Annotated in this window: 26 protein-coding genes; 17 read left to right on the top strand and 9 right to left on the bottom strand. The window is 64.3% G+C overall.

Annotation, left to right across the window (positions count from 1 at the left end; translation table 11 throughout):
• The first annotated feature begins 10 nt into the window (after positions 1-10).
• A complete protein-coding gene (locus tag ACERHN_RS01740) occupies positions 11-1,177 on the top strand; it encodes a M20 aminoacylase family protein (RefSeq protein ID WP_415920924.1) in 1,167 nt (388 codons plus the stop codon).
• A 67-nt stretch (positions 1,178-1,244) separates the two neighbouring features.
• Here ACERHN_RS01740 and ACERHN_RS01735 read toward each other — a convergent pair whose 3' ends face one another.
• Genes ACERHN_RS01735 through moaA form a run of 3 tightly spaced genes read right to left on the bottom strand, consistent with a single transcriptional unit; the run spans position 1,245 to position 4,588 of the window.
• A complete protein-coding gene (locus ACERHN_RS01735) occupies positions 1,245-2,291 on the bottom strand; it encodes a glycosyltransferase family 4 protein (protein WP_415920923.1) in 1,047 nt (348 codons plus the stop codon).
• A complete protein-coding gene (locus tag ACERHN_RS01730; RefSeq protein WP_415920922.1) occupies positions 2,284-3,579 on the bottom strand; it encodes a 3-deoxy-D-manno-octulosonic acid transferase in 1,296 nt (431 codons plus the stop codon). Before ACERHN_RS01730 ends, ACERHN_RS01735 begins: the two co-directional genes overlap by 8 nt.
• Position 3,580: 1 nt before the next feature.
• The gene (gene moaA / locus ACERHN_RS01725; RefSeq protein ID WP_415920921.1) at positions 3,581-4,588 is read right to left on the bottom strand and encodes a GTP 3',8-cyclase MoaA; all 1,008 of its coding nucleotides are present in this window, start codon (positions 4,586-4,588) and stop codon (positions 3,581-3,583) included.
• A 71-nt stretch (positions 4,589-4,659) separates the two neighbouring features.
• Here moaA and ACERHN_RS01720 point away from each other — a divergent pair, with 71 nt between their 5' ends.
• Positions 4,660-5,112 (top strand): hypothetical protein, encoded by a 453-nt coding sequence (locus tag ACERHN_RS01720; RefSeq protein WP_415920920.1) that lies wholly within the window; start codon positions 4,660-4,662, stop codon positions 5,110-5,112.
• Positions 5,113-5,211: 99 nt separating this feature from the next.
• Here the strand turns inward: ACERHN_RS01720 and ACERHN_RS01715 are convergent, their stop codons facing one another.
• The 4 genes from ACERHN_RS01715 to glmU are packed head-to-tail and all read right to left on the bottom strand — an operon-like array spanning position 5,212 to position 9,622.
• Positions 5,212-5,895 carry a DNA alkylation repair protein gene (locus ACERHN_RS01715; protein WP_415920919.1) on the bottom strand — a complete coding sequence of 228 codons (684 nt, stop codon included), beginning with the start codon at positions 5,893-5,895 and terminating at the stop codon, positions 5,212-5,214.
• Positions 5,892-6,443, bottom strand: a complete 552-nt coding sequence (locus ACERHN_RS01710) for a pyridoxamine 5'-phosphate oxidase family protein (protein WP_415920918.1) — start codon at positions 6,441-6,443, stop codon at positions 5,892-5,894. Before ACERHN_RS01710 ends, ACERHN_RS01715 begins: the two co-directional genes overlap by 4 nt.
• Positions 6,444-8,264, bottom strand: a complete 1,821-nt coding sequence (gene glmS, locus ACERHN_RS01705) for a glutamine--fructose-6-phosphate transaminase (isomerizing) (protein ID WP_415920917.1) — start codon at positions 8,262-8,264, stop codon at positions 6,444-6,446. It abuts the gene before it with no gap.
• Between the two features lie 2 nt (positions 8,265-8,266).
• A complete protein-coding gene (gene glmU, locus ACERHN_RS01700; protein WP_415920916.1) occupies positions 8,267-9,622 on the bottom strand; it encodes a bifunctional UDP-N-acetylglucosamine diphosphorylase/glucosamine-1-phosphate N-acetyltransferase GlmU in 1,356 nt (451 codons plus the stop codon).
• Positions 9,623-9,743: 121 nt separating this feature from the next.
• Here glmU and ACERHN_RS01695 point away from each other — a divergent pair, with 121 nt between their 5' ends.
• The 7 genes from ACERHN_RS01695 (at position 9,744) to ACERHN_RS01665 (ending at position 17,361) form a co-directional block, all read left to right on the top strand.
• The gene (locus ACERHN_RS01695; protein ID WP_415920915.1) at positions 9,744-10,409 is read left to right on the top strand and encodes an HAD-IA family hydrolase; all 666 of its coding nucleotides are present in this window, start codon (positions 9,744-9,746) and stop codon (positions 10,407-10,409) included.
• Positions 10,410-10,488: 79 nt separating this feature from the next.
• Positions 10,489-11,691 (top strand): DegT/DnrJ/EryC1/StrS family aminotransferase, encoded by a 1,203-nt coding sequence (locus ACERHN_RS01690; protein ID WP_415920914.1) that lies wholly within the window; start codon positions 10,489-10,491, stop codon positions 11,689-11,691.
• Between the two features lie 712 nt (positions 11,692-12,403).
• Positions 12,404-13,567: an acyl-CoA dehydrogenase family protein gene (locus ACERHN_RS01685; RefSeq protein WP_415920913.1), complete on the top strand. Its 1,164-nt coding sequence runs from the start codon at positions 12,404-12,406 to the stop codon at positions 13,565-13,567.
• Positions 13,567-13,839 (top strand): hypothetical protein, encoded by a 273-nt coding sequence (locus tag ACERHN_RS01680; protein WP_415920912.1) that lies wholly within the window; start codon positions 13,567-13,569, stop codon positions 13,837-13,839. The genes ACERHN_RS01685 and ACERHN_RS01680 overlap by 1 nt, the downstream gene beginning before the upstream one ends.
• Positions 13,836-15,299, top strand: a complete 1,464-nt coding sequence (locus ACERHN_RS01675; RefSeq protein WP_415920911.1) for an AMP-binding protein — start codon at positions 13,836-13,838, stop codon at positions 15,297-15,299. Before ACERHN_RS01680 ends, ACERHN_RS01675 begins: the two co-directional genes overlap by 4 nt.
• A complete protein-coding gene (locus ACERHN_RS01670) occupies positions 15,296-15,763 on the top strand; it encodes a hypothetical protein (RefSeq protein ID WP_415920910.1) in 468 nt (155 codons plus the stop codon). Before ACERHN_RS01675 ends, ACERHN_RS01670 begins: the two co-directional genes overlap by 4 nt.
• Positions 15,760-17,361, top strand: coding sequence for a carboxyl transferase domain-containing protein (locus ACERHN_RS01665; protein ID WP_415920909.1), 1,602 nt, complete (start codon positions 15,760-15,762; stop codon positions 17,359-17,361). Before ACERHN_RS01670 ends, ACERHN_RS01665 begins: the two co-directional genes overlap by 4 nt.
• Before the next feature lie 38 nt (positions 17,362-17,399).
• Here the strand turns inward: ACERHN_RS01665 and ACERHN_RS01660 are convergent, their stop codons facing one another.
• Positions 17,400-17,951, bottom strand: a complete 552-nt coding sequence (locus ACERHN_RS01660) for a hypothetical protein (protein ID WP_415920908.1) — start codon at positions 17,949-17,951, stop codon at positions 17,400-17,402.
• Between the two features lie 160 nt (positions 17,952-18,111).
• Between ACERHN_RS01660 and ACERHN_RS01655 the strand changes: the two genes are divergently transcribed.
• The 5 genes from ACERHN_RS01655 to ACERHN_RS01635 are packed head-to-tail and all read left to right on the top strand — an operon-like array spanning position 18,112 to position 22,699.
• Positions 18,112-20,055 carry an acetyl/propionyl/methylcrotonyl-CoA carboxylase subunit alpha gene (locus ACERHN_RS01655; protein ID WP_415920907.1) on the top strand — a complete coding sequence of 648 codons (1,944 nt, stop codon included), beginning with the start codon at positions 18,112-18,114 and terminating at the stop codon, positions 20,053-20,055.
• Entirely contained in the window at positions 20,052-20,378 is a 327-nt protein-coding gene (locus ACERHN_RS01650) for a hypothetical protein (protein ID WP_415920906.1), read from the top strand. The genes ACERHN_RS01655 and ACERHN_RS01650 overlap by 4 nt, the downstream gene beginning before the upstream one ends.
• Positions 20,379-20,388: 10 nt before the next feature.
• Positions 20,389-21,054 carry a glutathione S-transferase family protein gene (locus ACERHN_RS01645; RefSeq protein ID WP_415922784.1) on the top strand — a complete coding sequence of 222 codons (666 nt, stop codon included), beginning with the start codon at positions 20,389-20,391 and terminating at the stop codon, positions 21,052-21,054.
• Complete coding sequence (locus ACERHN_RS01640; RefSeq protein ID WP_415920905.1) at positions 21,054-21,914, top strand: hydroxymethylglutaryl-CoA lyase; 861 nt, start codon at positions 21,054-21,056, stop codon at positions 21,912-21,914. Before ACERHN_RS01645 ends, ACERHN_RS01640 begins: the two co-directional genes overlap by 1 nt.
• Positions 21,911-22,699 carry a crotonase/enoyl-CoA hydratase family protein gene (locus ACERHN_RS01635; RefSeq protein ID WP_415920904.1) on the top strand — a complete coding sequence of 263 codons (789 nt, stop codon included), beginning with the start codon at positions 21,911-21,913 and terminating at the stop codon, positions 22,697-22,699. Before ACERHN_RS01640 ends, ACERHN_RS01635 begins: the two co-directional genes overlap by 4 nt.
• Here the strand turns inward: ACERHN_RS01635 and ACERHN_RS01630 are convergent.
• Complete coding sequence (locus tag ACERHN_RS01630; RefSeq protein WP_415920903.1) at positions 22,696-23,571, bottom strand: LysR family transcriptional regulator; 876 nt, start codon at positions 23,569-23,571, stop codon at positions 22,696-22,698. The two genes, ACERHN_RS01635 and ACERHN_RS01630, sit on opposite strands and share 4 nt — an antisense overlap.
• Before the next feature lie 110 nt (positions 23,572-23,681).
• On the opposite strand from ACERHN_RS01630, the gene ACERHN_RS01625 reads away from it, so the two are divergent.
• From ACERHN_RS01625 to ACERHN_RS01615, 3 genes are all read left to right on the top strand, one after another.
• The gene (locus ACERHN_RS01625; protein WP_415920902.1) at positions 23,682-23,963 is read left to right on the top strand and encodes a DUF1330 domain-containing protein; all 282 of its coding nucleotides are present in this window, start codon (positions 23,682-23,684) and stop codon (positions 23,961-23,963) included.
• 153 nt (positions 23,964-24,116) lie between these two features.
• Entirely contained in the window at positions 24,117-24,896 is a 780-nt protein-coding gene (locus ACERHN_RS01620; protein WP_415920901.1) for a GAF domain-containing protein, read from the top strand.
• A 137-nt stretch (positions 24,897-25,033) separates the two neighbouring features.
• Positions 25,034-25,399 (top strand): NADH-quinone oxidoreductase subunit A, encoded by a 366-nt coding sequence (locus ACERHN_RS01615; protein WP_415920900.1) that lies wholly within the window; start codon positions 25,034-25,036, stop codon positions 25,397-25,399.
• Positions 25,400-25,414 lie beyond the last annotated feature (15 nt).

Below are 25,414 nucleotides of genomic sequence, written 5' to 3'. Positions count from 1 at the left end.
GGAGCAATTTATGCCGATCAAGAACCGATTTGCCGACCTGCATGATGACATCACCGCATGGCGGCGCGACATCCACACCCATCCCGAAATCCTGTTCGAGACGCACCGTACCAGTGCTTTGGTCGCGGAAAAGCTGCGTGCCTTTGGTTGTGATGAGGTGGTCGAGGGCATCGGGCGCACGGGCGTTGTCGGCGTGATCAAGGGGCGCGCGGATGGGTCGGGCAAGGTGATCGGACTGCGCGCCGACATGGACGCGCTGCCGATTCCCGAGGCAACGGGGCTGGAGTATGCGTCAAAGACCGAAGGGGCGATGCATGCCTGTGGTCATGACGGGCACACGGCGATGTTGCTGGGCGCTGCGCAATATCTTGCCGAGACGCGGAATTTCGACGGCACCGCAGTGGTGATCTTTCAGCCCGCCGAAGAGGGCGGCGGCGGCGGTCGGGAGATGTGCGATGATGGCATGATGGACCGCTGGGGGATTGACGAAGTCTATGGCATGCACAATTGGCCCGGACGGCCCGTGGGTGAATTTGCCATTCGTCCGGGTGCGTTCTTTGCCGCGACGGACCTGCTCGATATCACGTTCGAGGGGTTGGGCGGGCATGCCGCCAAGCCGCAGGAAACCATAGACACGACCCTGATGGCGGCGCATGCGGTGACGGCGCTGCAGAGCATCGTGAGCCGGAATGCCGATCCGGTGGACCGGATCGTGGTGTCGATCACGTCGTTCGAGACATCGTCAAAGGCGTTCAATGTGATCCCGCAGAAGGTACAGATCATGGGCACCGTGCGCACGATGAGTGCTGAGATGCGCGATCTGGCGGAAAAGCGGGTGAACGAGATTTGCGCCGGGGTGGCGGCAACCTTTGGCGGAACGGCCACGGTGGACTATCAGCGGAATTACCCGGTGATGATCAACCATGACGCACAAACCGATTTTGCGGCGGACGTGGCGCGGTCGGTGTCAGGGCAATGCGACGACGCGCCTTTGGTCATGGGCGGGGAGGATTTCGCGTTCATGCTGGAAGAGCGGCCGGGGGCGTATATCCTGATCGGTAACGGCGACACGGCGATGGTGCATCATCCGGAATATGATTTTAACGACGCCGCCATTCCGGCGGGCTGTTCGTGGTGGGCGGAAATTGTGGAACAGCGGATGCCGCTCGCCGGGTAGTCGGGAGGGATGGTCCGGTCGGGTGACGCTCCCGCGCGTGCGCGCGTATCGCCCCACCCACCGTCCCTCAGCTGCGCAGCAGCTGCCGGTAGATTGCGGTGATGGCGTCGGCTTCGTGTTGCAGTTGGAAGTGGGCGACGGTGTGGCTGCGCGCGGCCTCTGACCAGCGTGCGCGCTGGTCCGGGTGCGCAAGCAGAGGTGCGATCGCTGTCACCATCTGATCGACATCTCCGGGATCCACGAGGGTCCCGGTTACGCCATCTTCAATCAGCTCTTCGAACGCCCCGACGCGGGTGGCGACAACGGGCGCGCCGCAGGCCATCGCTTCGAGCGGGGTGAGGCCGAACCCTTCCCACCGCTGTGGTGCGATGTATATGTCAAGCGCTTGATAATATTGCGGAGTTTCCCACACCGGCACCTCGGGCAGAAAGCGGATACGGTCCGCCAGACCCGCGGTCTCCACTTTGGCCTTCAGGCCCTCGAGAAACTCATCATCCTTTGGCACGGCGCGCCCCATCACGATCGCCTGCGCGGTCGGGTGGGCAGGCAGCAGCGCGAGCATGGCGTCGACGAAGACGTCCGTGCCCTTTTGCCTGCGGATGCGGCCAAAGCAGCCCAGCAGCGGACCATCACCCAGCCCGAGACTGCGGCGGAGCGCCACGCGATCAGGGGCCGGGGTAAACACCTCTGTGTCGATGCCGTGGTGGATCACGGTTGAGGGCCGTTCGAGATAGTCGGCGGTCTTGGCCGACGTCGAGATAACCGCATCCATACGCCGGATCAGCGCTTTGGACAGGCCGGTATGTGTGCGCTGGCTGGCGGAGGTGAAGAGCAGGCGCAGGTCCTTGCCCAACGCACGCAGCGCAAGCCCGGCGATCATCTCAACGTTGCGGCGGGCGTGCCACACACGCGGACCATTGGGCCCGCGCCGCGACATGGTCAGGAGCCGGCGCCACGGCACATTCGGCACGTGGTCCGGCATCACGGGCGCACAGGCGGTGATGGCAATCTGTTCCGCTTGCAAGGGGACCAGCCGCACAACGGTCGACGTCACACCCGACAGGCGGCGTTTGAAATTGGGGGCGATCACGTCGATCCGGTCCAGGTCAGGCATGTTCCTCGTCCTCAATCCCGGCCAGCGCAAAGAGTTCGCGCGCCATGTCCGGCAGTACATCCGCCCCGTCGCGCGCAAGCGGGCGCGCGCATGCGGCCAGCTGCGCCGCGCGGCTTGGGTGCGTCAGCAGGTCGTGCACCGCACCTGCAAGCGCTGCGGCATTGGCCACCTGCACGCTGGCATTGGCCAGTAGGAACGCAGCATAAGCCTCGGCAAAGTTGGCGTAATGCGGGCCGTGCAGGATCGCGGTATGCGCCGCCGCAGGCTCGAACGGTGTGTGCCCGCCATCATCGGAAAACGATCCGCCCAGAAACACAATCGGACTGAGCGTGTACCACAGGTCCATTTCCCCCATCGTGTCCGCGAGATAGACCTGCGCCCCGTCGCCGAGGCTGCCGCCGGTGCTGCGGCGGCTGTGTGTCAGACCGGCCGCATCGATCAGGGCCATGACCTCTGTCGCGCGTTCGGGGTGGCGCGGGGCAAGGATCAGGCACAGATCCGGATGATCGCGCAGCAGCGCGCGGTGCGCGGTGAGAATGTCGGCTTCTTCGCCCGTGTGTGTCGAGGCCGCGACCCAGATCGGCCGCCCCCCCAGATCAGCAAAGGCAGCATCGCGCACGGATGCGGGGACCTGCGGCGCGGCGGTCAGGGATTTGAGGTTCGCCCCCGCCACCGCCATGCCGAGCCCCATCGCGCGCAGGTGGTCGCGCGTGCGCTGGTCCTGGCAATGGGCATGGCGGATCCCGCGCAGCACATAGGCCGTGGTGTCCGGAAATTTGCGCCAGCCGCGGGCGCTGCTGTCCGACAGGCGCGCGTTGAGCAGCGCGACCGGCAGGTCGCGCCGTGCGCAATGATCCAGCAGGTTGGGCCACAGCTCGGATTCGACCAGCACGCACAGATCAGGCCGCCAATGACCGAGGAACCGGTCCACGGGGCCTGCGGCATCAAGCGGCGCGAACTGATGCACCGCACCCTGGGGCAGGCGGGGTGCCACCGCTTCGGCAGAGGTGGCTGTGCCAGAGGTCAGCAGCAGCCGCACCTGCGGCGCCACGGCGGCAATATGATGCAACAGGGGCAGGACGGACTTGGCCTCACCGACGGAGGCACCATGAAACCATATGAGCGGACCCAGACGCCGATCCGCTGTCGCATGTCCCAACCGCTCATGCGCGCGCGCGACGGGCACACCCGCCTTGCGCAGCTTGTTCACGGCCCCACGGGCGAAAAACGGCACGGTGAGCGCCGTGGCCGCCTGATACAGGCGAAAAAGCGCTGTCGGGCGTGGCATGTCAGCCGCCGGTATGGCTCATGTGGCGGGGCATCTGCCCGTCAAGACGCTGGCGCGAGTAGTCGAAATCATGGCCCTTGGGTTTCAGCGCGATGGCCGCGCGGATCGCGTCCTCGAGCGGGGCGTCGTCCGTGGGATGCGCCCGCAGGGGCGCGCGCAGGTCTGCCATGTCCTCCTGTCCGAGGCACATGTAGATCTCGCCCGTGCAGGTGATGCGCACGCGATTGCAGCTTTCGCAGAAATTATGGCTGAGCGGGGTGATGAACCCGATTTTCTGACCGGTTTCCTCGAGCCGGACATAACGCGCAGGCCCGCCCGTGCGTTCCGCCAGATCGGTGAGCGTAAAGCTCTGACCATACCGCGCGCGAACGTCCTTCAGCGACCAGTACTGGCCCAGCCGGTCCTCATTCCCCAGATCACCCATGGGCATGACTTCGATCCATGTGAGGTCCATGTCCCGATCGGCACACCACGCGGTGATGGTTTCCAGCTCTTCTTCGTTGAACCCCTTGAGGGCCACGGCGTTGATCTTGATCCGCAGACCGGCATCAAGGGCGGCGTCGATGCCGCGCAGCACCTGTGCCAGACGGCCCCACCGGGTGATGGCGGCGAACTTGTCCTCATCAAGCGTGTCCAGCGACACGTTCACCCGCCGCACGCCTGCCGCATAGAGGTCCTTGGCAAAGCGCTCGAGCTGGCTGCCATTGGTGGTCAGGGTCAGTTCCTTGAGCGCGCCGCTTTCCAGATGACGGCCCATGTTCTGGAAAAACGTCATGATGTCGCGCCGCACCAGCGGCTCACCGCCGGTGATCCGCAGCTTGTCCACGCCAAGGCGCACAAAGGCCGAACACATGCGGTCCAGTTCCTCAAGCGTGAGCAGTTCCTTTTTCGGCAGGAACGTCATGTTCTCGGACATGCAATAGACACAACGGAAATCGCAACGATCCGTAACGGAGACGCGCAGATAGCGGATGGCCCGCTGGAAGGGGTCGATCAATGGAGCTGTCATGGGTTAAGTGGTATGTGGGTGGCACGTTTCCCGCAAGGGGGTGTGTGATGTCATCTGACGGGAGAGTGAAGATGTTGAGAGTTTTGGCTTTGGGTGTGTCCGTGTTCGTGTCGGGCTGCGCGTTGGTTGATCAGGTGCGCAATCCCGGCGGTGCGCCGGAGCCGGTTGTGTCGGACACGCCGGACACCGACGTGACCACGGGGGACGTTGTCCGGCCCGAGGCCCGTCCGGATGATGCGGCGGTGGATGCGCCCGCCGCGCCCGACGTGTCCATTGGCACGCTGGGACGCACGGTGGCGTCGCTGGGCAATGCGGCAGAGCCGGGATTGTGGATCAAGACCCCTCTGGTGCAATCCCAACGCCCCGGCACCGTGTATTATCCCGAAACGAACAAGAGCGTGAAGGTGACGTTGATCCCGATCGATGGCCCCGCAACCGCAGGCAGCCGCCTGTCGCTGCAAGCGATGCAGGAACTGGGCGCGCCGCTGACCGGGTTGCCCGAGGTGGACGTGCTGGCAGGTTAAAGCAGAAATACAAAAACCTGAATCACGTAACCCTGCCTGAAATAAAAAATTTCAACGGGTTACGTGATGAGTGATGGTGCAGGTTAATTGTATTTCGCTCTAGGCGTCACTCAGGTGACGCGATGCTTCCTTGGCGGCGAAGGGCTTCATCTGAGCCCCATGCTGGTCGAGGAATGCGGTGACGCGCGGCGCGTCATGTTTGCTCAGATCGCGCAGCCACCACGCCACGGCCTTCTGAATGAACCACCTGTGATCCGTGACATAGCCTGCGGCCCAGCCGAGGATGCGGTCGCGCGCGGCTTGTTCTGCGGGTTTAGGGTGGTTCTGTTTGGTCCAGGGCAGGGTCATGACCAGTGCGGCGCGCTTTGTCCATATGTGGTCGGACGTGGTCCACGCCTCGACCGTATCAAGCCGCGCAGGATCAGCCATCAGCCGCCTGTGCCCCGCCATGCAGGCGTGATCGGCCACCGCCCAGCCGTCAAACTCCGGCACCCAGTCACAGATCAACGCCCAAACCCCGTCATCTGGGCGGATGCGCGCTTGTGTCAGCAGCTTGGCCGCCGCCAGCCGCCCCTCGAACACATCCGTATCCCAAAGGCCGCGGGCCAGCGCCACCCGTGTCGGCACGTCGAGCGTCTGCCGCCAGCCCTTGGTCAGGTCGTTCAGCACCGGGTTCGGCACGCCCAGATGCGCGCGCTCAGACTTGTGATAGGCCTTGGCACCTGCTGCCCGTTCGGCATCGCCATGGGCGGCGATTTCCGCCATCGCGGCGTCAGGCGTCATTCCGGATCGGCCAGAATATGGGTCGGTGCGCCGTCAATCGTCTGCTGATTGCGGTCGCGCCAATAGGTGTCGATGCCGTCGCGCCCCTTGGTCTCGGCCCAGTTGGCCAGCACATCCCGCTCGCCCGCATAGTCGTAGAACGGCACCGCATAGCCGCAGGACGTCTGCACCATCTCCACCGTCACATCATAGATCTGACGCGCCCCGAGGCTTTCCGGAAACAGCGCGTTGAGCGCCGCGAACCCGTCATCGCGCGGATGCAGCGTCTGTGCCGTGCCATAGGTGCGCAGGATGAGGGGCCGCGTTTCGAACCCGCACCACATCAAGGTCATGCGGTTGATCTGCGCCAGATGCCCGGCGGTCTCATTGCCCGACCCGGTCAGGTTGCGCCATACGATGCGGTTCGGCCCCATGACGCGCAGCGAATCCATTCCCTTGGGTGAGATGTTCACACGGCCATCTGCCGCCGCACTGCCCACGAAAAACATGTGCTGCGCTTCGATAAAGCGCTGGTGGTCTTCGCTGATGCTGTCGAACTGTTTGGCCATCTATTCGACCGTCACGGATTTGGCGAGGTTGCGGGGCTGGTCCACATCCGTGCCCTTGGCCACCGCCGTTTGGTACGCCAAAAGCTGTGCGGGCACAGCGTACACGATGGGGGTCAGAAGGTCAGGGCAGGTGGGCATGGTCAGGTTTGACCACGTGCCTTCGCCAGCCTCTGCAATCCCTGCGCTGTCGGACACCAGCACGACCTTGCCCTTGCGCGCCATCACCTCCTGCATGTTCGACACCGTCTTGTCGAAAAGCGCATCGCGCGGCGCCATGACGATCACCGGCACCGTCTTGTCGATCAAGGCGATAGGCCCGTGCTTCAACTCACCAGATGCATAAGCTTCGGCGTGTATATAGCTGATTTCTTTCAGTTTAAGCGCACCTTCGTGGGCGAGGGGATACATCAACCCGCGCCCCAAAAACAGGATGTCCCGCGCCTCCGACAGGCGGCGGGCGGTCTTCTGCATCTCTTCGTTCTGCGCCAGCGCCTGATTGATCAGGCCGGGCAAGTTGCGCAAGTCCGCGATGTGACTGGCCAGTGCGTCTTCGCTCAACTCTCCACGCTGTGCGGCGGCCTTCAGCACCAGCATCAACAGCACCGTCAGCTGGCAGGTGAACGCCTTGGTCGAGGCCACGCCCACCTCGACACCGGCATGGATCGGCAGGGCCAGATCGCTTTCCCGCGCGATGGAGCTTTCCGGCACGTTGACCACCGACACAATCGTGTCGGCCCGGTCGCGGCAATAGCGCAGGGCGGCCAGCGTGTCCGCCGTCTCGCCCGACTGGCTGACAAACAGCGCCAGCGTGCGGGCGGGAATTGGCGGCTCGCGGTAGCGGAATTCAGACGCCACATCGACCTCGACCGGGATGCGCGCCACCTGTTCGAACCAGTATTTCGCCGTCAGGCAGGCGTAGTAGGCGGTGCCACAGGCCACCAGCGTCAGCCGGTCGTAGGCGGTGAAATCGAGGCCGGGGTCGGGCAGGGTGATTTCACCGGCATCCGTGAGGTAGTGCGTCAGCGTGTTGCCCAGAACGGTAGGCTGCTCCGCGATCTCCTTGGCCATGAAATGCTTGTGCCCGGCCTTGTCCATGCGGGTGGCTTCAATCGACACCTGCTTGACCGCGCGATTGGCAAGGCGGCCCTGCGCGTCATAGATCGTGGCCCCGGCGCGCGTGACCACCGCACGGTCGCCATCTTCCAGGTACGTGATCCGGTCCGTGAGTGAGGCGAGCGCAATCGCGTCCGAGCCCACGAACATCTCACCATCGCCATGTCCCACGGCGAGCGGCGGGCCCATGCGTGCCGCAATGATCAGGTCGTCTTCGCCATCAAAGAGGAACGCGAGCGCGAAGGCCCCGACCAGACGGTCGATGGCCTGAAACGCGGCGTCTTTCGGTGTGGCACCGGCGTCCATATAGCGTTGGGTCAGGAGGGCGACCGTCTCGCTGTCCGTCTCGGTCTGTGCGGCGTACCCTGCCTCGGACAACTCGGCGCGCAGTTCGCGGAAATTCTCGATGATGCCGTTGTGCACAACGGCGACGGGACCGGCGCGGTGGGGGTGCGCATTGCCAGTCGTCGCGGCCCCGTGTGTGGCCCAGCGTGTGTGACCTATCCCGGACTTGCCCGCGAGCGGGTCATGCACCAGCGTATCGCTCAGATTGACCAGCTTGCCCACGGCGCGCCGCCGGTCCAGCACGCCGCCGTTGATCGTGGCGATCCCGGCGCTGTCATAGCCGCGATATTCCAGCCGTTTGAGCGCTTCCACGAGGATGGGCGCTGCTTCGTGATGTCCGAGGACCCCGACAATACCACACATTTTTAGCTGCCTCTGCTCTGTCTGGCCTTCTTGGCCTTTAACATTTGAAACAATTTGCGGGCCATGCCCGGTTTTTCGACCTGTGGCGCACGCGCAATGGCCAGCGCGCCGTCTTCGACGTCTGACGTAATCACCGACCCGGACCCGGTCATCGCCTCGTCGCCCACGGAAACCGGTGCCACCAGCATCGTGTTCGACCCGATAAAGGCGCGCGCGCCAATCTCGGTCCGGTGCTTCATCACGCCGTCATAATTGCAGGTGATCGTGCCTGCGCCGATATTGCTGGCCTCGCCCACGGTGGCGTCGCCGATATAGCTGAGGTGGTTGATTTTAGCGCCTGTCGCGACAACCGCGTTCTTGACCTCGACAAAGTTGCCCACACGCACATCTTCGGACAATTCCGTGCCGGGGCGCAGGCGGGCATAGGGGCCAACGATGGCGCCGCGTGACACGTGGCACCCTTCGAGGTGCGAAAACGCCCGGATCGTCGCGCCGCTTTCCACCGTGACGCCGGGGCCAAAGACCACATTGGGTTCGATCATCGCATCGCGCCCGATGATGGTGTCATAGGACAGGTAAACGGTGTCCGGCGCGGCAAGCGTCACGCCGTCGGCCAGCAGCGCAGCCCGCGCACGCGCCTGAAACAGCGCGTCGGCGGCGGCAAGGTCCGCGCGGCTGTCTACACCCAACGTTTCCGCCTCATCGCATTTCACGGCTGTGACGGACAGGCCGCGCGCATTGGCCAGCTCCGCCACCTCCGTCAGGTAATATTCGCCGGATGCGTTGTCATTGCTGAGGCCGGAGATCAGATCGAACAGGGTCGCCGCATCGCAGGCCAGAAGCCCGCTGTTGGTAAAGCGGATCTGGCGTTCGTCTTCGGTCGCGTCCTTGTATTCAACGATCCGCAACAGGCGGTCGCCGTCCATCACCAAACGGCCATAGCGCGGCTGCAACTCGGCCACATCGAAGCCCAGGACCACCACGTCATGATCCTTGCGCGCTGCCAGCATCCGCTCCAGCGTCTCAGGCTGCAGAAATGGCGTGTCACCAAACAAAACGACGACGTCCCCGTCAAAGCCCTTGAGCGCATCGCGCGCCTGATCCACGGCGTGACCGGTGCCCAGCTGTTCCTCCTGCATGACCACGCGGGCCTGTGCGTCATGGGCCCACGCGGCGGCCTGCACCGCATCGCCGCCGTGTCCCGCCACCACGATGGTGTGCGCAGGATCAAGCGCCGCGCCGGTGCGCATCGCGTGGTGCAGCATCGGCGCACCTGCAATGGGATGGAGAACCTTGGGCAGGTCCGAATTCATCCGTGTGCCTTTGCCTGCGGCCAGGATGATCAGTGCAACGCTCATTCTTTGCCTCTTTGGCCGTTTGTCTTTGTGTTTTTGTGGCCCCCTGTTTATCCGCTGGACCCAAAGGCGCAAGCGGGCGCGGGTAAAAGGTTGTTGCGGCTTGCAACAGGGAAGGCGGGGCATGACAGCGGTTGTTTTCGATCTGGATGGAACATTGGCGGACACAAGCGGTGATTTGCTGGCCGCCGCGAACCACTGTTTCCGGGCCATGGGGCATGGGGATGTGCTGGGGCCTGGCGATGCGGGTGTGGCGCTGCGCGGGGGGCGGCGGATGCTGACCACCGGGCTCGAACGGCTGGGCGCGTATGATGCGGCCGTGGTGGATCGGTACTATCCGGTGCTGCTTGAGGCTTACGGGGACGCGATTGCCGTGCACACCGTGCTCTATCCCGGTGCGATGGAGGCTGTGGAGGCGCTGAAGGTGGCCGGGCACAGCGTCGGCATCTGCACCAACAAGCCCGAGGGGCTGGCGCGGCAGCTGTTTACGGAACTGGGGGTGCTGGATGCGTTCGGCTGCCTCGTGGGGGCCGATACGCTGCCCGTGCGCAAGCCAGATCCCGCGCCGCTGATCGAGGCCGCGCGCCTCTTGGGGCATGGTCCGACCGACTGCCTGCTGGTCGGTGACAGCGACACGGACCGCAACACCGCGCGCGCGGCGGGTGTGCCGTCGATCCTCGTGACCTTTGGCCCATCAGGCGAGGATATGGCGGCGCTGGAGCCAGAGGCGCTGCTCGATGATTATGCGGACCTGACCGGGATCGTCGCCCAGCTCGCCCCGCGCGGCTGAGGCAAAGGCGGCGTTTCAGGTTTTCAAATTGCCGGAGGGTGGCTTGACCTGCGCCGCGCGCCGTCCCAAACAAGCGGTCATGACAGAGCGTTTCACCGGCAATTTCACCCAGCAGGAACCCATCCCCGAGACCGCCATTGCCGCGGCGGTGGAGGTCATGCGCCACGGGCGTCTGCACCGCTACAACACGGCCCAGGGCGAGGTGGCGGAGGCCGCGCGGCTTGAAGAAGAGTTCGCAGCGCTTGTGGGCGCGCAATACAGCCTCGCCGTGGCCTCGGGCGGGTATGCGATGGCGACGGCCCTGCGCGCGGTGGGCGTGGGGCACGGGGACAAGGTTCTGAGCAATGCGTTCACGCTGGCCCCTGTGCCAGGGGCGATTGCTGCGGTGGGCGGTGTGCCGGTGTTCGTGGGCGTGACCGAGGCGCTGACCATCGACCTTGATGATCTTGAGGCGAAGCTGGGCGAGGCGCGCGTGCTGCTCTTGAGCCACATGCGCGGGCATATCTGCGACATGGACCGGCTGATGGCGATGTGCGACGCCGCCGGTGTGACGGTGATCGAGGATTGCGCCCACACGATGGGCGCCGCATGGCGCGGCACGCCGTCGGGGCGGCACGGGGCTGTGGGGTGCTATTCCTGCCAGACTTACAAGCATATCAACGCGGGCGAGGGCGGGCTGCTGGTGACGGACGATCCGCACATCGCCGCCCGCGCCATCATGCTGTCGGGCAGCTATATGCTCTATGAACGACACAATGCGGCCCCCCCGCCGCACGTATTTGACGACATCAAGTACGACACGCCGAACATCTCAGGCCGCATGGACAACCTGCGCGCCGCGATCCTGCGCCCGCAGCTGGCCGATCTGGACGCACAGGTGCAGCGCTGGAACGACCGTTACCGCACGCTGGAGGATGGCCTGCGCGGCACCCCGGGTCTGACCGTGATCGAACGGCCCGAACAGGAGACTATCGTTGGCTCCTCCATCCAGTTCCTGCTGCTGGATTGGGCGGGATCGGCCGTACGTGAGGTGATTGCGCGCTGTGCCGCGCGCGGGGTGGAACTCAAATGGTTCGGCGCGCCCGAACCCGTCGCCTTCACCAGCCGCTACGACAGCTGGCGCTATGCGCCGTCAAAGCCAATGGCGGCCAGTGACCGCATCCTGGCCGGTGTTGTGGACATGCGCGTGCCGCTGACCTTCAGTATCGACGATTGCACGCTGATCGCACAGATCATCCGGGCCGAGGTTTCGGCAGTGTATCAAAAGACAGCGCCCTGTTAGCGGGAAAAAGCGGACGAAGCGCACTTTCGCCGCAAACGTCCCCATGTCTGCTTTGCAGATTCAGCGTTGTTGTTGCCCATTTGGTCAAAATCAGCGACCCTGTTCTCGCAGGCCTCAGTTTATTCCAAGTGCGGTCCTCTAGGAGCCTATAGTCTTGGCCACGTTTATCCATTTACTCTTGATGGTGGTAATCTTCGGCTTTCTGGTCACGATCTTTTGGTTCTTGAAGCTCTTTGCATCGCTGGGGGGCCTAATCTCCACGGCACATGCTACTGCGCGCGGCACGTGGGACGTTGCAACGGGCGGTTACGTTTCATTTTGGCGGGTTCTGATGCACTCTGGAAACAGAAACGCCAGGAATGCGCTTTTCCGAAATGTTACGTTCTGCATCGGCTCCTTCGTAATTTCCATGGCTGCAGCTTTGCTGTTCCAAGAGCTCAATTCTAAGCACTGTGTTTTCAACGCTGTCTCGACCTCTTCGAACGAAACAGTCGCTTCCGTTTGTGCAACTTCCGAATGATGATTTTTGGCCGAACGGCAGTCTAGCAGCCGACATTCGTGCAAAATGCAGTTCCGTGGCATTGCGTCAAAGCAATCAATGCCCGCCGCGCGAAACCGGCTGCGTGCCGGGCACGCTACGTCTTTTGATTTGACCAAGGCATCCTTATAGCTATAAATTGAACAAGTGTTCATTTATGCGGGGAGGCGCGCCATGTTCACCCATTCCATGACCTTCGATCTGGGCGAAGACGTGAACGCGTTGCGCGATATGGTGCATCGCTGGGCGCAGGACCGGGTCAAGCCGCAGGCGGCGGCCATCGACGCCGACAACGCCTTTCCACCTGCACTCTGGCCTGAACTGGGTGAAATGGGTCTGCTGGGCATCACCGTGCCGGAGGCGTTTGGCGGCGCGGGCATGGGCTATCTCGCGCACACGGTCGCGGTCGAGGAAGTGGCGCGGGCCAGCGCGTCCGTCTCACTCAGCTATGGCGCGCATTCGAACCTCTGCGTGAACCAGATCAACCTCAACGGCACCGACGCGCAGAAGGAAAAATACCTGCCCGGTCTCGTGAGCGGCGCGCATGTGGGCGCTCTGGCCATGTCGGAGGCGGGGGCGGGATCGGACGTCGTGTCCATGTCGCTGAATGCGGAAAAGCGCAACGACCGCTACATCCTGAACGGCAACAAATACTGGATCACCAACGGGCCCGACGCCGATACGCTGGTGGTCTATGCCAAGACCGACCCCGGCGCAGGGCCCAAGGGGATCACCGCCTTCCTGATCGAAAAGGCCATGACCGGGTTCAGCACCTCACCGCATTTCGACAAGCTCGGGATGCGCGGGTCCAACACCGCCGAGCTGATCTTTGACGATGTGGAGGTGCCGTTTGACAACGTGCTGGGCGAAGAGGGGCGCGGCGTTGCCGTCCTGATGTCCGGCCTGGATTACGAACGGGTGGTGCTGGCAGGCATTGGGCTCGGCATCATGGCGGCCTGCCTCGATGAGGTGATGCCATACGTGTCCGAACGCAAGCAGTTCGGCAAAGCAATCGGGAATTTCCAGCTGATGCAGGGCAAGATCGCGGACATGTACACTGCGATGAATTCCGCACGCGCCTATGTCTACGAGGTTGCCAAGGCCTGCGACCGGGGGCAGGTGACGCGGCAGGATGCCGCCGCCTGCTGTCTCTATGCATCGGAGGCTGCGATGACACAGGCGCATCAGGCCGTGCAGGCCATGGGCGGGGCCGGGTTCCTCGCGGATGCGCCGGTGGCGCGCCTCTTCCGCGATGCCAAGCTGATGGAGATCGGGGCGGGCACGTCCGAGATCCGGCGCATGCTCGTGGGGCGCGAGCTGGTGGCGGCGATGGGCTGATGCCACGGTCCGTGCTGATCACAACTGCGACGCTGGTGGTGCTGGCGGGTCTGGGCGGCTACTGGCTGGGTCAGCGACAGGTGACGCTCGACAGCAGCGCGATCATCATGGCGGTGGCGGAGCGGCACGTGGCCCAACATGGGGGACGGGTCACCGATTGCATCGGTCTGCCGGGCGCGGATGGCGCGGTGTTCCACGTGCGTTGCCTTGAGCGGCTCTATGCCGTGGACCGTCTGGGCCGGGTGCGCGAGATCGCGGAGACCGGCATATGAACATGGCGGCGCAGTGCCTTGATCATCCGCAGGACCGTGTGGCGATCATTGATCTGACAGGTGCCGCGCGCCGTGACGTGAGTTATGCCGATCTGCGCGGCATGGCCGGGGGGATTGCCCGCGGATTGGCGGATATTGCGCCGGGTGACCGCGTGGGCGTGCTCTTGTCGCAGGGACCCGCCTGTGCCGCGGCGCATCTGGCGATCTGGTCACTGGGTGCGATTTCCGTACAGTTGTTCAAGCTGTTCAAGCAGGATGCGCTGGCCTCGCGGATATCCGATTCCGGTCTGTCGCTTGTCCTCACCGATGCCGAAGGGGCCGCATTGGTCGGTGATCTGGCGCTGTGCCTTGATGCCGCCGACCTCGCCCAGACGCCTGCAGCCCTGTCACCCGCCGAGGTGACGACCGACACGCCCGCCGTCCTGATCTATACCTCCGGCACAACCGGAAAGCCCAAGGGGGCCTTGCACGGTCACGGCGTGCTGGACGGTCACATCCCCGGCGTCGCCCTCAGCCATGATGATCTGGGCCAGCCGCATGATTGCCTGTGGACCCCTGCGGACTGGGCGTGGATTGGTGGGCTGTTTGATGTGCTGATGCCGGGTCTGGCCCTTGGCGTGCCGGTGGTCGCGGCGCGGGCGGACAAGTTCAGCCCGGAGGTCTGCGCCGACATCATTGCCCGGGGCCGGGTGCGCAACGTGTTCTTTCCGCCCACCGCGCTGCGCATGCTCAAGGCGGCGGGTGCGCGCATCGACGGGTTGCGGTCGGTGGCGAGCGGGGGCGAGCCTTTGGGCGCGGAAATGTTGGCATGGGGGCGTGCGGCGCTCGGCGTGACGATCAACGAATTCTACGGCCAGACCGAGTGCAACATGGTCGTGTCTTCCTGCGCCGCGCGGTTCGCGCCGCAACCGGGCTGCATGGGCCGGCCGGTGCCGGGCTTTGACGTGGCGGTGATCGACGCTGCGGGCAATATAACGGACGGCGAGGGCGATATAGCGGTCAGGCGCGGCGCGCCGTCCATGATGCTGCGCTATTGGAACAACCCGGACGCGACGGCGGCAAAGTTTCGCGGCGATTGGCTGCTGACCGGCGATCGCGGCCAACATGACGGAGCGTTCATCCGTTTTATGGGACGAGACGACGATGTGATCACCTCTGCGGGCTACCGCATCGGCCCGTCCGAGATCGAAGACTGCCTGCTGACCCACCCGGACGTGGCAACCGTGGGCGTGGTCGGCAAACCCGACGACCTGCGCACCGAGATCGTGAAGGCCTACGTTGTGCCCAAGCCCGGTAAAACGCCCGATGCCGCAGCGTTGCAAGCACATGTGCGCGACCGGCTCGCCGCCTATTCCTATCCCCGCGAGATCGAATTTCTGGACGCGCTGCCCATGACCGTGACGGGCAAGGTGATCCGCAAAGAGCTGCGCGCACGGGCGGCGGCGGAGGGGCGGGGTTGATCGTTTACGTGAAAGCGACACTGCTTGCCTTCTCTGTGACCATTCCGGGTTACGCCATGGCGCAGCGCGCGCCTGCTGACGCTGCGCGTTGGATGATTGGGTGCATCGATTTGGTGCAGGAAGACAGCGCGGCAGCAGGCGAGATGGACGCGCATTGCGTGACCAATGCTGCCGATTATTGCGCGATTGGGCGACAGGCACCTGACCGGCTGCCATGTTTCGACGCGTTGTCCGCCACGCTTGATAGAAGACTTGCTGTGTTGATCGCGCAGAAGCCTGACATATCGAACCTGACGGGATTTGGTCCAGGCACTTTCGAGCGGCAGTGGGCGCAGGCCACAGAACAAGCGATTGATTGTCCGGGATCGCTGCGGCCGAAAGACATGTGCAGTTTGTTCATTTCGATGCAGCGCTGGACGGCTGCCCGCACAGCCTGGCGCATTTGGAGGAGATACCAAACATGAAACTGACCTCCCAGGCCATCCCGTCATCCGAAGGCTTCAAAGCCAACCGCCTTGCCCATCTGGAGGCGCTGCGCACCGTGCAGGAGGCCGCAGCGCTGGCCATGGCCGGGGGCGGGGAGCGTGCGCGCGAGCGGCATCTGTCACGGGGCAAGATGTTGCCGCGTGACCGGGTGGCGAACCTGCTCGACCCCGGGACACCCTTCCTCGAAGTGGGCGCGACAGCGGCGCATGGCCTCTATGACGGTGCGGCGCCTTGTGCCGGTGTCATTGCGGGCGTGGGGCAGGTGCAGGGGCGGCAGGTCATGGTGATTTGCAACGATGCCACGGTCAAAGGCGGCACCTACTATCCCATGACCGTCAAAAAGCACCTGCGTGCGCAGGAGATCGCGGAACAGAACCATCTGCCTTGCATCTACCTTGTGGACAGCGGCGGGGCGAACCTGCCCAATCAGGACGAGGTGTTCCCCGACCGCGACCATTTTGGCCGCATCTTCTTCAATCAGGCGCAGATGAGCGCCAAGGGGATTGCGCAGATTGCTGTCGTCATGGGGTCGTGTACCGCCGGTGGGGCGTATGTGCCCGCGATGTCGGACGTGACGATCATCGTGAAGGAACAGGGGACGATATTCCTCGCCGGTCCACCGCTGGTCAAGGCGGCGACGGGCGAGGTCGTGAGCGCCGAGGCGCTTGGGGGCGGCGACGTCCATACACGCCTGTCTGGTGTGGCCGACTACCTAGCCGATGATGACGCCCATGCGCTGGCGCTGGCGCGGCAGGCGGTGGCGAGCCTCGGGCCTGCGCAGGCTCACGCGGCGGCGCAATCCCCCGAGGCGCCTGCCTTTGACCCCGACGAAATCCTTGGCGTTGTGCCGGGGGACCTGCGCACGCCCTATGACATTCATGAGGTGATTGCACGGTTGGTCGACGGGTCACGTTTTGATGCGTTCAAGGCGCGGTTTGGCGAAACGCTGGTCTGCGGTTTTGCCCATATCGAGGGGCTCCCCGTGGGCATCATCGCCAACAATGGCGTGCTGTTTTCCGAGGCCGCGCAGAAGGGCGCGCATTTCATCGAGCTGTGCAGTCAGCGGCGTATCCCACTGATCTTTCTTCAGAATATCACCGGGTTCATGGTGGGGCAAAAGTACGAGAACGAAGGGATTGCGCGCCACGGGGCCAAGATGGTGACGGCTGTGGCCACCACGTCCGTACCCAAGATCACGATGCTGGTCGGTGGGTCGTTCGGGGCGGGGAATTACGGCATGGCGGGCCGCGCCTATTCCCCGCGGTTCCTGTGGTCCTGGCCCAATTCCCGCATCTCCGTGATGGGCGGCGCGCAGGCGGCGGGGGTTCTGGCGACCGTGAAACGCGACGGGATCGAGCGCAAGGGCGGTGCGTGGTCGGCGGAGGAAGAGGCCGCGTTCAAACAACCGACCATCGACATGTTCGAGGAACAATCCCACCCGCTCTATGCCAGCGCACGGCTCTGGGACGACGGCATCGTTGACCCGCGCCGCGCGCGCGATGTGCTGCACCTGTCGCTGCGCGCGGCCCTGAACGCACCGATCGAGGAGACACGCTTTGGCGTGTTCCGCATGTGATGGCGCGCTTGGCACATATGTGTCTGGACGCAGCGCCCTCAGGCGCGGCGATGGGCGATGCGCGGGATGCGTTCGCCGCTGCCGCTGCGCGAAAAAGACGTCGCGGTGGTGCGCGCATACATGCCCATCGACGAACGCGTCGCGACATCCAGCTGGTCGAACTCATCCATGGTCGCCGCTGTTGCCGCCGCAACCGCCCGTGCGACATCGGTCCCTTCTACAAAGCTGTCGACCGCCGCGACCGATGCGTCGAAATCGGGAAACTCCAGCTTGACCTTGTGGCTGGTCATGAGGTCCTCGAACTCCTTGACCAGCGGAACACGTTTGGTCATCGAACGCGTGGACAATTGGCGTGCAAAGTCCTGCATCGGCGATGTGCCCGAACCGGACATGAGCTTTTTCATGTACCCGGCATAGTCGGGCGTGCCCGCGATCGACAACTGGCAATCCAGTTCGATGGGTTTGGCCATGACGGCGTAACTGTTCCGGGCCGTGCCGATGGTTTCGAAAAACGTGTTGTGGGACAGATCGAGCATCACGTTCAGATGGAACCCGAACTCGGACACGGTTTTGAGATCTTTGCTGCGCAAAATCCCTCTGCAGCTGAATTCTCCGGACATCGCCGCTCTCCTTCGCAAATCAATCGTTTCAAAATAGGTGGGTTAAATATGCAAACCCAGAGTTGTACCCGTACCGTTGCAGAGATCGACAGATCAGGCAAGAGGATCGCAGGTCTCGGGGGGGCTGTGCATGTTTGACAAGATCCTGATTGCGAACCGGGGCGAGATTGCCTGCCGGATCATGGAAACGGCGCAAGGCATGGGGGTGGCCTGCGTTGCGGTCTATTCCGATGCGGATGCGGGGGCCAAGCATGTGGCGATGGCGGACGTTGCGGTGCATATCGGCGGTGCGGCCCCGGCCAAGAGTTACCTGCGCGGCGATGCGATCATCGCAGCAGCGCTCGAGACGGGCGCGCAGGCGATCCATCCGGGATACGGGTTTCTGTCCGAGAACCCGGAGTTCGTCGAGGCGGTGGAGGCCGCGGGCCTGACCTTTATCGGGCCTTCTGCGGACGCGATCCGGGCGATGGGCCTCAAGGATGCGGCCAAGGCGTTGATGATAGAGGCGGGCGTGCCTGTCGTGCCAGGCTATCATGGTGCCGACCAGAATGATGACCTATTGGCGGCGGAAGCCGAAAAGATGGGCTTTCCGGTCTTGATCAAAGCCGTGGCGGGCGGCGGTGGCAAGGGGATGCGCCTGGTCGAGGGGCCCGGCGACTTTGCCGACGCACTGGCCAGCGCCCGGAGCGAAGCGCAAACCGCCTTTGGCAACCCGGATGTGCTGGTCGAGAAATTCGTGTCCCAACCGCGCCATATCGAAGTGCAGGTGTTTGGCGACGGATCACATGCGCTGCACCTGTTTGAACGCGATTGTTCCCTGCAGCGTCGCCACCAGAAGGTGATCGAGGAAGCCCCGGCGCCGGGTATGACGGACGACATGCGGACCGCCATGGGGGCGGCGGCGGTGCGCGCGGCCGAAGCCATCGGCTACAAGGGCGCGGGCACGGTTGAATTCATCGTCGACGGCACCGGCGACCTGCGCGCCGACGGCTTCTACTTTATGGAGATGAACACAAGGCTACAGGTCGAACACCCCCTGACCGAGGCCATCACCGGTGTTGATCTGGTGGAATGGCAATTGCGGGTGGCCGCCGGAGAAGGCCTGCCCATGGCGCAGGAGGATCTGTCGATCACAGGCCACGCCTTTGAGGCGCGGCTTTATGCCGAAGACGTGTCCGCGGGGTTCCTGCCTGCGACGGGCACGCTGGATCATCTGGCCTTTCCGGATGCGGCGCGTGCCGACAGCGGCGTGCGGGCAGGCGACACCATCAGCCCGCATTACGACCCGATGATCGCTAAGCTGATTGTGCACGGTCCCACCCGTGCCGTGGCGCTGAAACAGCTGGGGCAGGCGCTGGCGCAGACCGAAGTGGCGGGCACGGTGACAAACCTGGCCTTTCTGGGTGCGCTTGCGGCGCATGATGGCTTTGCCGCAGGGGATGTGGACACAGGGTTGATCGCGCGGGATCTCGAGGCGCTGACCGCGCCGCCGGAGCAATCGGCGCTGCACGTGATTGCCGCGGCGATGACTGTGGCGGGGCTGAACGACCCACGCCCGCAAATGGGGTTCGCCTTGTGGGCGCCGCTGCGGCGCACGGTGCCGCTGGCGCAAGGCGAGACGCGGCTTGATCCGCTGGTCGAGGTGCTGAGCGACACGGAGCAGAAGTGGACCGTCGGAGAGACACCCCACGACATCACCTATCGCGATGGCCGCTGGTGGGGCGCGCAGGGCCCGCTGCCCCGCGCCGTGCAACACGGGCCAAATGTGACAGTGTTCGATCAATATGGCATCCGGTTCGACGCGGTTGACCTGTTGGCGACGCAGGACCAGAGTGGTGCCAACGCCAATGTGATCGAAGCGCCCATGCCGGGCCTTGTTCGCGACGTGTTCGTGGGCGCAGGCGCGTCCGTCGCCAAAGGCGACCGTCTGGCCATTCTGGAGGCGATGAAGATGGAACACAGCCTCACCGCACCGCGCGACGGCGTCGTGGCCGAAGTGCTGGTCGCGGGCGGTGATCAGGTGACGGCGGGCGCGGCCCTCATCCGGTTGGAAGAGGGTGGCGATGCGGAATGAGGGTGCTGGACGGACAGGTGCACATCGTCGAACTGGCGTTTGTTCTGATCTACACCGTCCTTGGCCTCATGATCGGTGTGTCATTTCCACTGGTCTCAGCCATCGCACTCCTGTTTCTGCCGCTCCTCCTGATCCAGCTGGTGGGGCAGGGGCTGATCGTGGCCATTTTTTCGGGCGTGCGCCGATGGTGGCGGGGCGGTCTCGCAGACCCGCCGCACCCGCGTCGGCGCGGCGTCGCGCGGTTCATCTGGTGCGCGCCCTTTGCGGCGATACTGGCGGGGTGGGTCTGGCAATATACCGAAACGGGCCGATGGTTCCTGTAGGAGGCGCATGATGATCACGCTGCACCACTGCCCCCAGACGCGGTCGATGCGGACCCTGTGGCTGCTCAATGAACTGGATGTCCCGTTTCGCGTGGCAATCCACCCGTTCGACAAATCCCTGCGCCGCCCCGAATACCTGTCGCTCAGCCCCGCCGGCCGCGTGCCCGCGCTCGAGATCGAGGGCGAGCGGATGTTCGAAACCGGGGCCATCACCGAATATCTGTGCGAACGCCACAGCCCCGACCGGTTGGGTCGCCAACCGGGCAATCCGGACCGTATGGCATGGCTTGTCTGGGTGCATTTCGCCGAAACCATCAGCCAGCACGCCGCCGCGCTGACGCAGCAGCATGTCGCGCTTTATGATGATGCGATGCGCAGCCCCATCGTGATGAAGCTGGAGGCGGCGCGGGTGCGCAAATGCTATGACGCGATCGAAGCGCGGCTGTCCACGCCGGTCGAAAATCGCGACTACCTGCTGACATCCGGGTTTTCCGCTGCGGACATCTCGGTGGGGCAGGCGGTTTATATGGCGCGGCACTTTGCGACGCTGGACGATCATCCCGAAACCGCGCGCTGGTATGCGCGCATCACCGAACGGCTCGGTTTCATCGCGAGCCTGCCGGACGCGGACACACGGCTTTATCAGCGGGAGTTCTATCCCGCGTGGGAGGTTTGATGCAGGGCACGGTTGAAATCTATGAGGTGGGCCCGCGCGACGGGTTGCAGAATGAGCCGGGGGATATCTCCGTCGCGGACAAGGTGCGGTTGACCGATATGCTGAGCGATGCGGGCTTTGCCCGGATCGAATGCGCGAGCTTTGTCAGCCCAAAGTGGGTGCCGCAGATGGCGGGCAGCGCGGATGTGCTGGCCGGGATCACGCGCAAACCGGGGCTGCGCTACGCAGCACTGACCCCCAATATGCGCGGGTTCGAGGATGCGCGTGCTGCTGGCGCCGATGAGGTCGCGGTGTTCGGCAGTGCCAGCGAAGGGTTTTCGCGCGCCAACATGAACGCAAGCGTGGACGCAGCACTGGAGCAGTTTGCACCCGTGATAGAGGCTGCGCGCGCCATCGACCTGCCGGTGCGCGGATACGTGTCCTGCGTGGTGGACTGCCCCTATGACGGGGCGGTGGATCCGGGGGCCGTGGCGCGGGTGGCGGACCGGCTCTTTGCCATGGGCTGTCATGAAATATCGCTGGGCGATACGCTGGGACGGGCCACGCCGGACGGGATCGCGCGCATGTTACTGGCGGTGCGGGACGTGGTGCCGGTGGGGCGTCTGGCCGGGCATTACCATGACACGGATGGCCACGCGCTCGACAATATCGATGCCTCGCTCAGCCTTGGGGTGCGGATTTTCGATGCGTCCGTGGGGGGGCTGGGCGGCTGTCCTTATGCGCCGGGTGCGGCGGGCAATGTCGCAACCGAAGCGGTTGCGGCCCACTTTGAACGGCTGGGCTATGCCACGGGTCTCGACCTCGACAAGGTGGCGGCTGCCGCCCGCTTTGCCCGTGATCTGGTGGAGCAGGGGGCATGAGCACCGTCGAGATCAGCATTGATGCACGCGGTGTTGCGACCTTGACCATCACCCGCGCGGACAAGCACAATGCGCTGGATGCCGCGACCATGGATGCGTTGACCCAAGCCGCGCGCACCCTCGGCGACGATGCGGCGGTGCGCGTTGTCGTGTTGCGCGGTGCCGGGCGCAGTTTCTGCGCGGGCGGGGACCTGAACTGGATGCAGGCGCAGATGGCCGCAGACGGGGCCGGGCGCGAGCGGGAGGCGCGGCGGCTGGCCGACATGCTCTGGGCGCTGAACACCATGCCCAAACCGCTGATCGGGGTGGTGCATGGCAACGCGTTTGGCGGCGGTGTCGGGATGGCGGCGGTCTGCGACGTGGCGCTTGGGGCCCAAGGCATCAAGATGGCGCTGACCGAAACGCGGCTGGGCCTGATCCCGGCCACCATCGGTCCCTATGTGATTGCGCGCATGGGCGAGGGGCGTGCGCGCCGGGTGTTCATGTCGGGCCGTGTGTTTGACGGCGCCGAGGCGGTGCGGCTGGGCCTGCTGGCGCAGGTGGCGCCGGCGGACGAGCTCGACGCGCTGGTCGAGGCAGAGGTGGCGCCGTATCTTGCTTGCGCACCGGGGGCGGTTGCGGCGGCCAAGGCGCTGGCGCTTGATCTGGGCGGTGGCGTCACGGCGGCGCAGGTCGACCGATCCGTTGCGGCCCTGCGGGCGCAGTGGGAAACCGACGAGGCGGGCAAAGGCATCGCCGCCTTCTTTGACAAACGCCCCGCGGATTGGGTTGTGCCCGCGTCCTAGGGCGCTTCGCCCCCAAAAGCCGCGCTGCCTGCCCGTAGCGCGTCGGACATGTACCGGGTAAAGACGGCAATGCGCGGCACATGCCGCAGATCCGCATGGGTCAGCACCCAAATGGGCGCATAGGGCATCAGCGGCAGGTCCGGCACGCGGGCAAGATCAGGATCGTGGTCGCCAAGGAAACAGACCATCCGCGTGGCCCCAAGCCCCATGCGCAAGATCCCCTGCATGGCGATCATGTCATCGAGATACATGGCAACACGGGTGTCGGGATACCGGTCGAGCACCGGTTTCGGCGGCGCCTCCCAATGCACAAAGCGTAGCCAGTCCAGCCCGGTGCGCGCCTCGGCCTTGATCCGGGCCACGTAATCGCGGTGAGCATAGACGGCCGATTGCTGTGATGCGACGCGCCGCCCTACCAGATCCGGGTCGGGTTCATGCGCGATGCGGATGGCCACGTCCGCCTCGCGGTGCGCGAGGTTCAGCGTCGCGTTCGCCCCCAGCACCTTCAGCATGATATCCGGGTAGGCGCGGGTGAAATCGCGCAGCATCGGGGCCAGCACGGTCTGGATCAGCAAGGGCGGGGCGGTCACGGTCAACGGCCCGCTGAGGCTGCTCTGCCGCGCGGCAATGGACCGGCTGAGCGCGGCATGTTCGGCCTCCACACCTTCGGCGGCGCGGGCCGCGTCCCGCCCGGCCTCTGTCGGGATGTACCCGGTGGGGCGTCGGTCAAAGAGCGGCGTGCCAAGTGCGGCTTCCGCCGCGGCAATCCGGCGTGCAACGGTGGCGTGGTTAACGCCCAGTTCGCGCGCGGCCCCGCTCAGCCCGCCATGGCGCACCGTTTCGAGCACATAGCGTAGATCACCCCAATCCATACCTTGCCTTCCTGCCGATCGTTTGCGCACACCCATATGTCGATGATTAATCATTTTTGCACAATGGCCGACAGGCTAGTTTTCCGGCATCAACACAAGGAGACAGTCCCATGACTGCATATGCCGTTGCGATGCTACGCATCACCGATCCCGAGAAACTTGGCCAATACCGCGAACACGCGGCAGAGGCGCTGGCGCGTCACGGTGGCGAGGTTGTGCATGCCTCGCCCGAACCGAGGGTCATTGATGGCGCACCGATCCTGCCGGATATGGTGGCGCTCTTGCGGTTTCCGGACGCTGCGGCGGCGGATGCGTGGATTGCGGACCCGGACCTGGCCGCGATCCATGCGTTGCGCCGGGGCAGCGGTGCATCGGACATTTTGCTATTTTAGTTTGGAACTGCGCGGTCCTGCATTAAGGTAAAGGTGACGCTGGGTAAGTCTGGTTCGGTTACGAGAGGAAAAAGCAGTCTATTGCGTCTGCTGTACGGCGTTGTTTCCGGCCCCCAATTGGCGTGGGGTTATACAGTGGTGCAGGATCATAGAATGCAGGACTTTTCTCATAATTTCAGCAGCTTGCCTGAATTTGACGCGCTGGCGGAATCGGTTGCCGCGAGGCTGAACTGCGATTTGGCGCTGGTCAGTATCGTCCATGAGGATGTGCTTTTGTCGATGGGGCATTCGTCCGCGCCCGACACGGTCGAGGCGCGGATGTCGCGCACCAGCGACACCGTTTGCGGGCGCACGGTTGCGTCGGGGCGGGTGTTGCGCCTGCCGGATATCCGCCGTGACCCCGAGCTGAGCAGGTTGCCCGCAGTGGCGCATTTCGGCATCGGCGCCTATCTTGGTGTGCCGCTGCGGCGCGAGGATTCCGGGATCGTGGGGGCGCTCTGTGCCATCAATATGTCGCCGCGGATCTGGCGCGACAGTGAGGCGGAATATCTGACGCTGGCCGCGGATCTCGCCGAAAGCAAGATCGACCGCCAGTTGCTACGCTTTGAACAAAAGGCGCTAAGTGCGGCGCTGGCGGAAAATGACGCCGTGCTGGCGGCGCTCAGCGGGCTGCGCGGCAAGGCGTTCACGGTGCACAATGATCAGGGCGAACTTGTGTTTGCCAACAGCGCCATGGAAACGGAGCTGGGCCTGGGGCATCGCGCGCTCATGGCGCTGCCGGAGGTGGCGCAGTCGGTGGCCAATGCGGGCAAGACCGAGGCCGACTTGACCGTGGATTTGCCGGAACGGCCTGCGACGCCGCTACGGGTCAATGTCGTGCGCGGCGCCGATGGGCTGACGCTGGCGGACTGGTCCCGCGGAGGCGCGCGCTAGGCGGACCGATCTGCGGCGATTTCACCCGGTGAAATCTGTGAATTTGAACGGGGCGTTTGTTGACGCTGCCGCGCGTGCCGCGTAAACCCACTGCGACACACACCAGGCGCAGATGCGCCGCGCACAGGAGACCGACAATGGAAGACATGCTGCGGGAATACCTCCCCATTCTTGTGTTTCTGGCTGTTGCCATCGGTCTTGGGCTGGTGCTGATCCTCGCGGCGGTGGTGCTTGCGGTGCGCAATCCGGATCCGGAAAAAGTGTCGGCCTATGAATGCGGCTTTAACGCGTTTGACGATGCGCGGATGAAGTTTGATGTGCGGTTCTACCTCGTGTCGATCCTGTTCATCATCTTCGACCTCGAAATTGCGTTCCTTTTCCCGTGGGCGGTCGCGTTCCAGGACATCAGCATGGTCGGCTTCTGGTCGATGATGGTGTTCCTTGGCGTGCTGACCATCGGGTTTGCCTATGAATGGAAAAAGGGCGCGCTTGAGTGGCAGTGAGCCACGCGTTCTCAA

The organism is Tateyamaria rhodophyticola (genome assembly GCF_047777875.1).
Taxonomy (GTDB): domain Bacteria; phylum Pseudomonadota; class Alphaproteobacteria; order Rhodobacterales; family Rhodobacteraceae; genus Tateyamaria.
The sequence above is the reverse complement of the archived record's forward strand: the minus strand, read 5'-3'. Positions and strand labels throughout refer to the sequence as shown.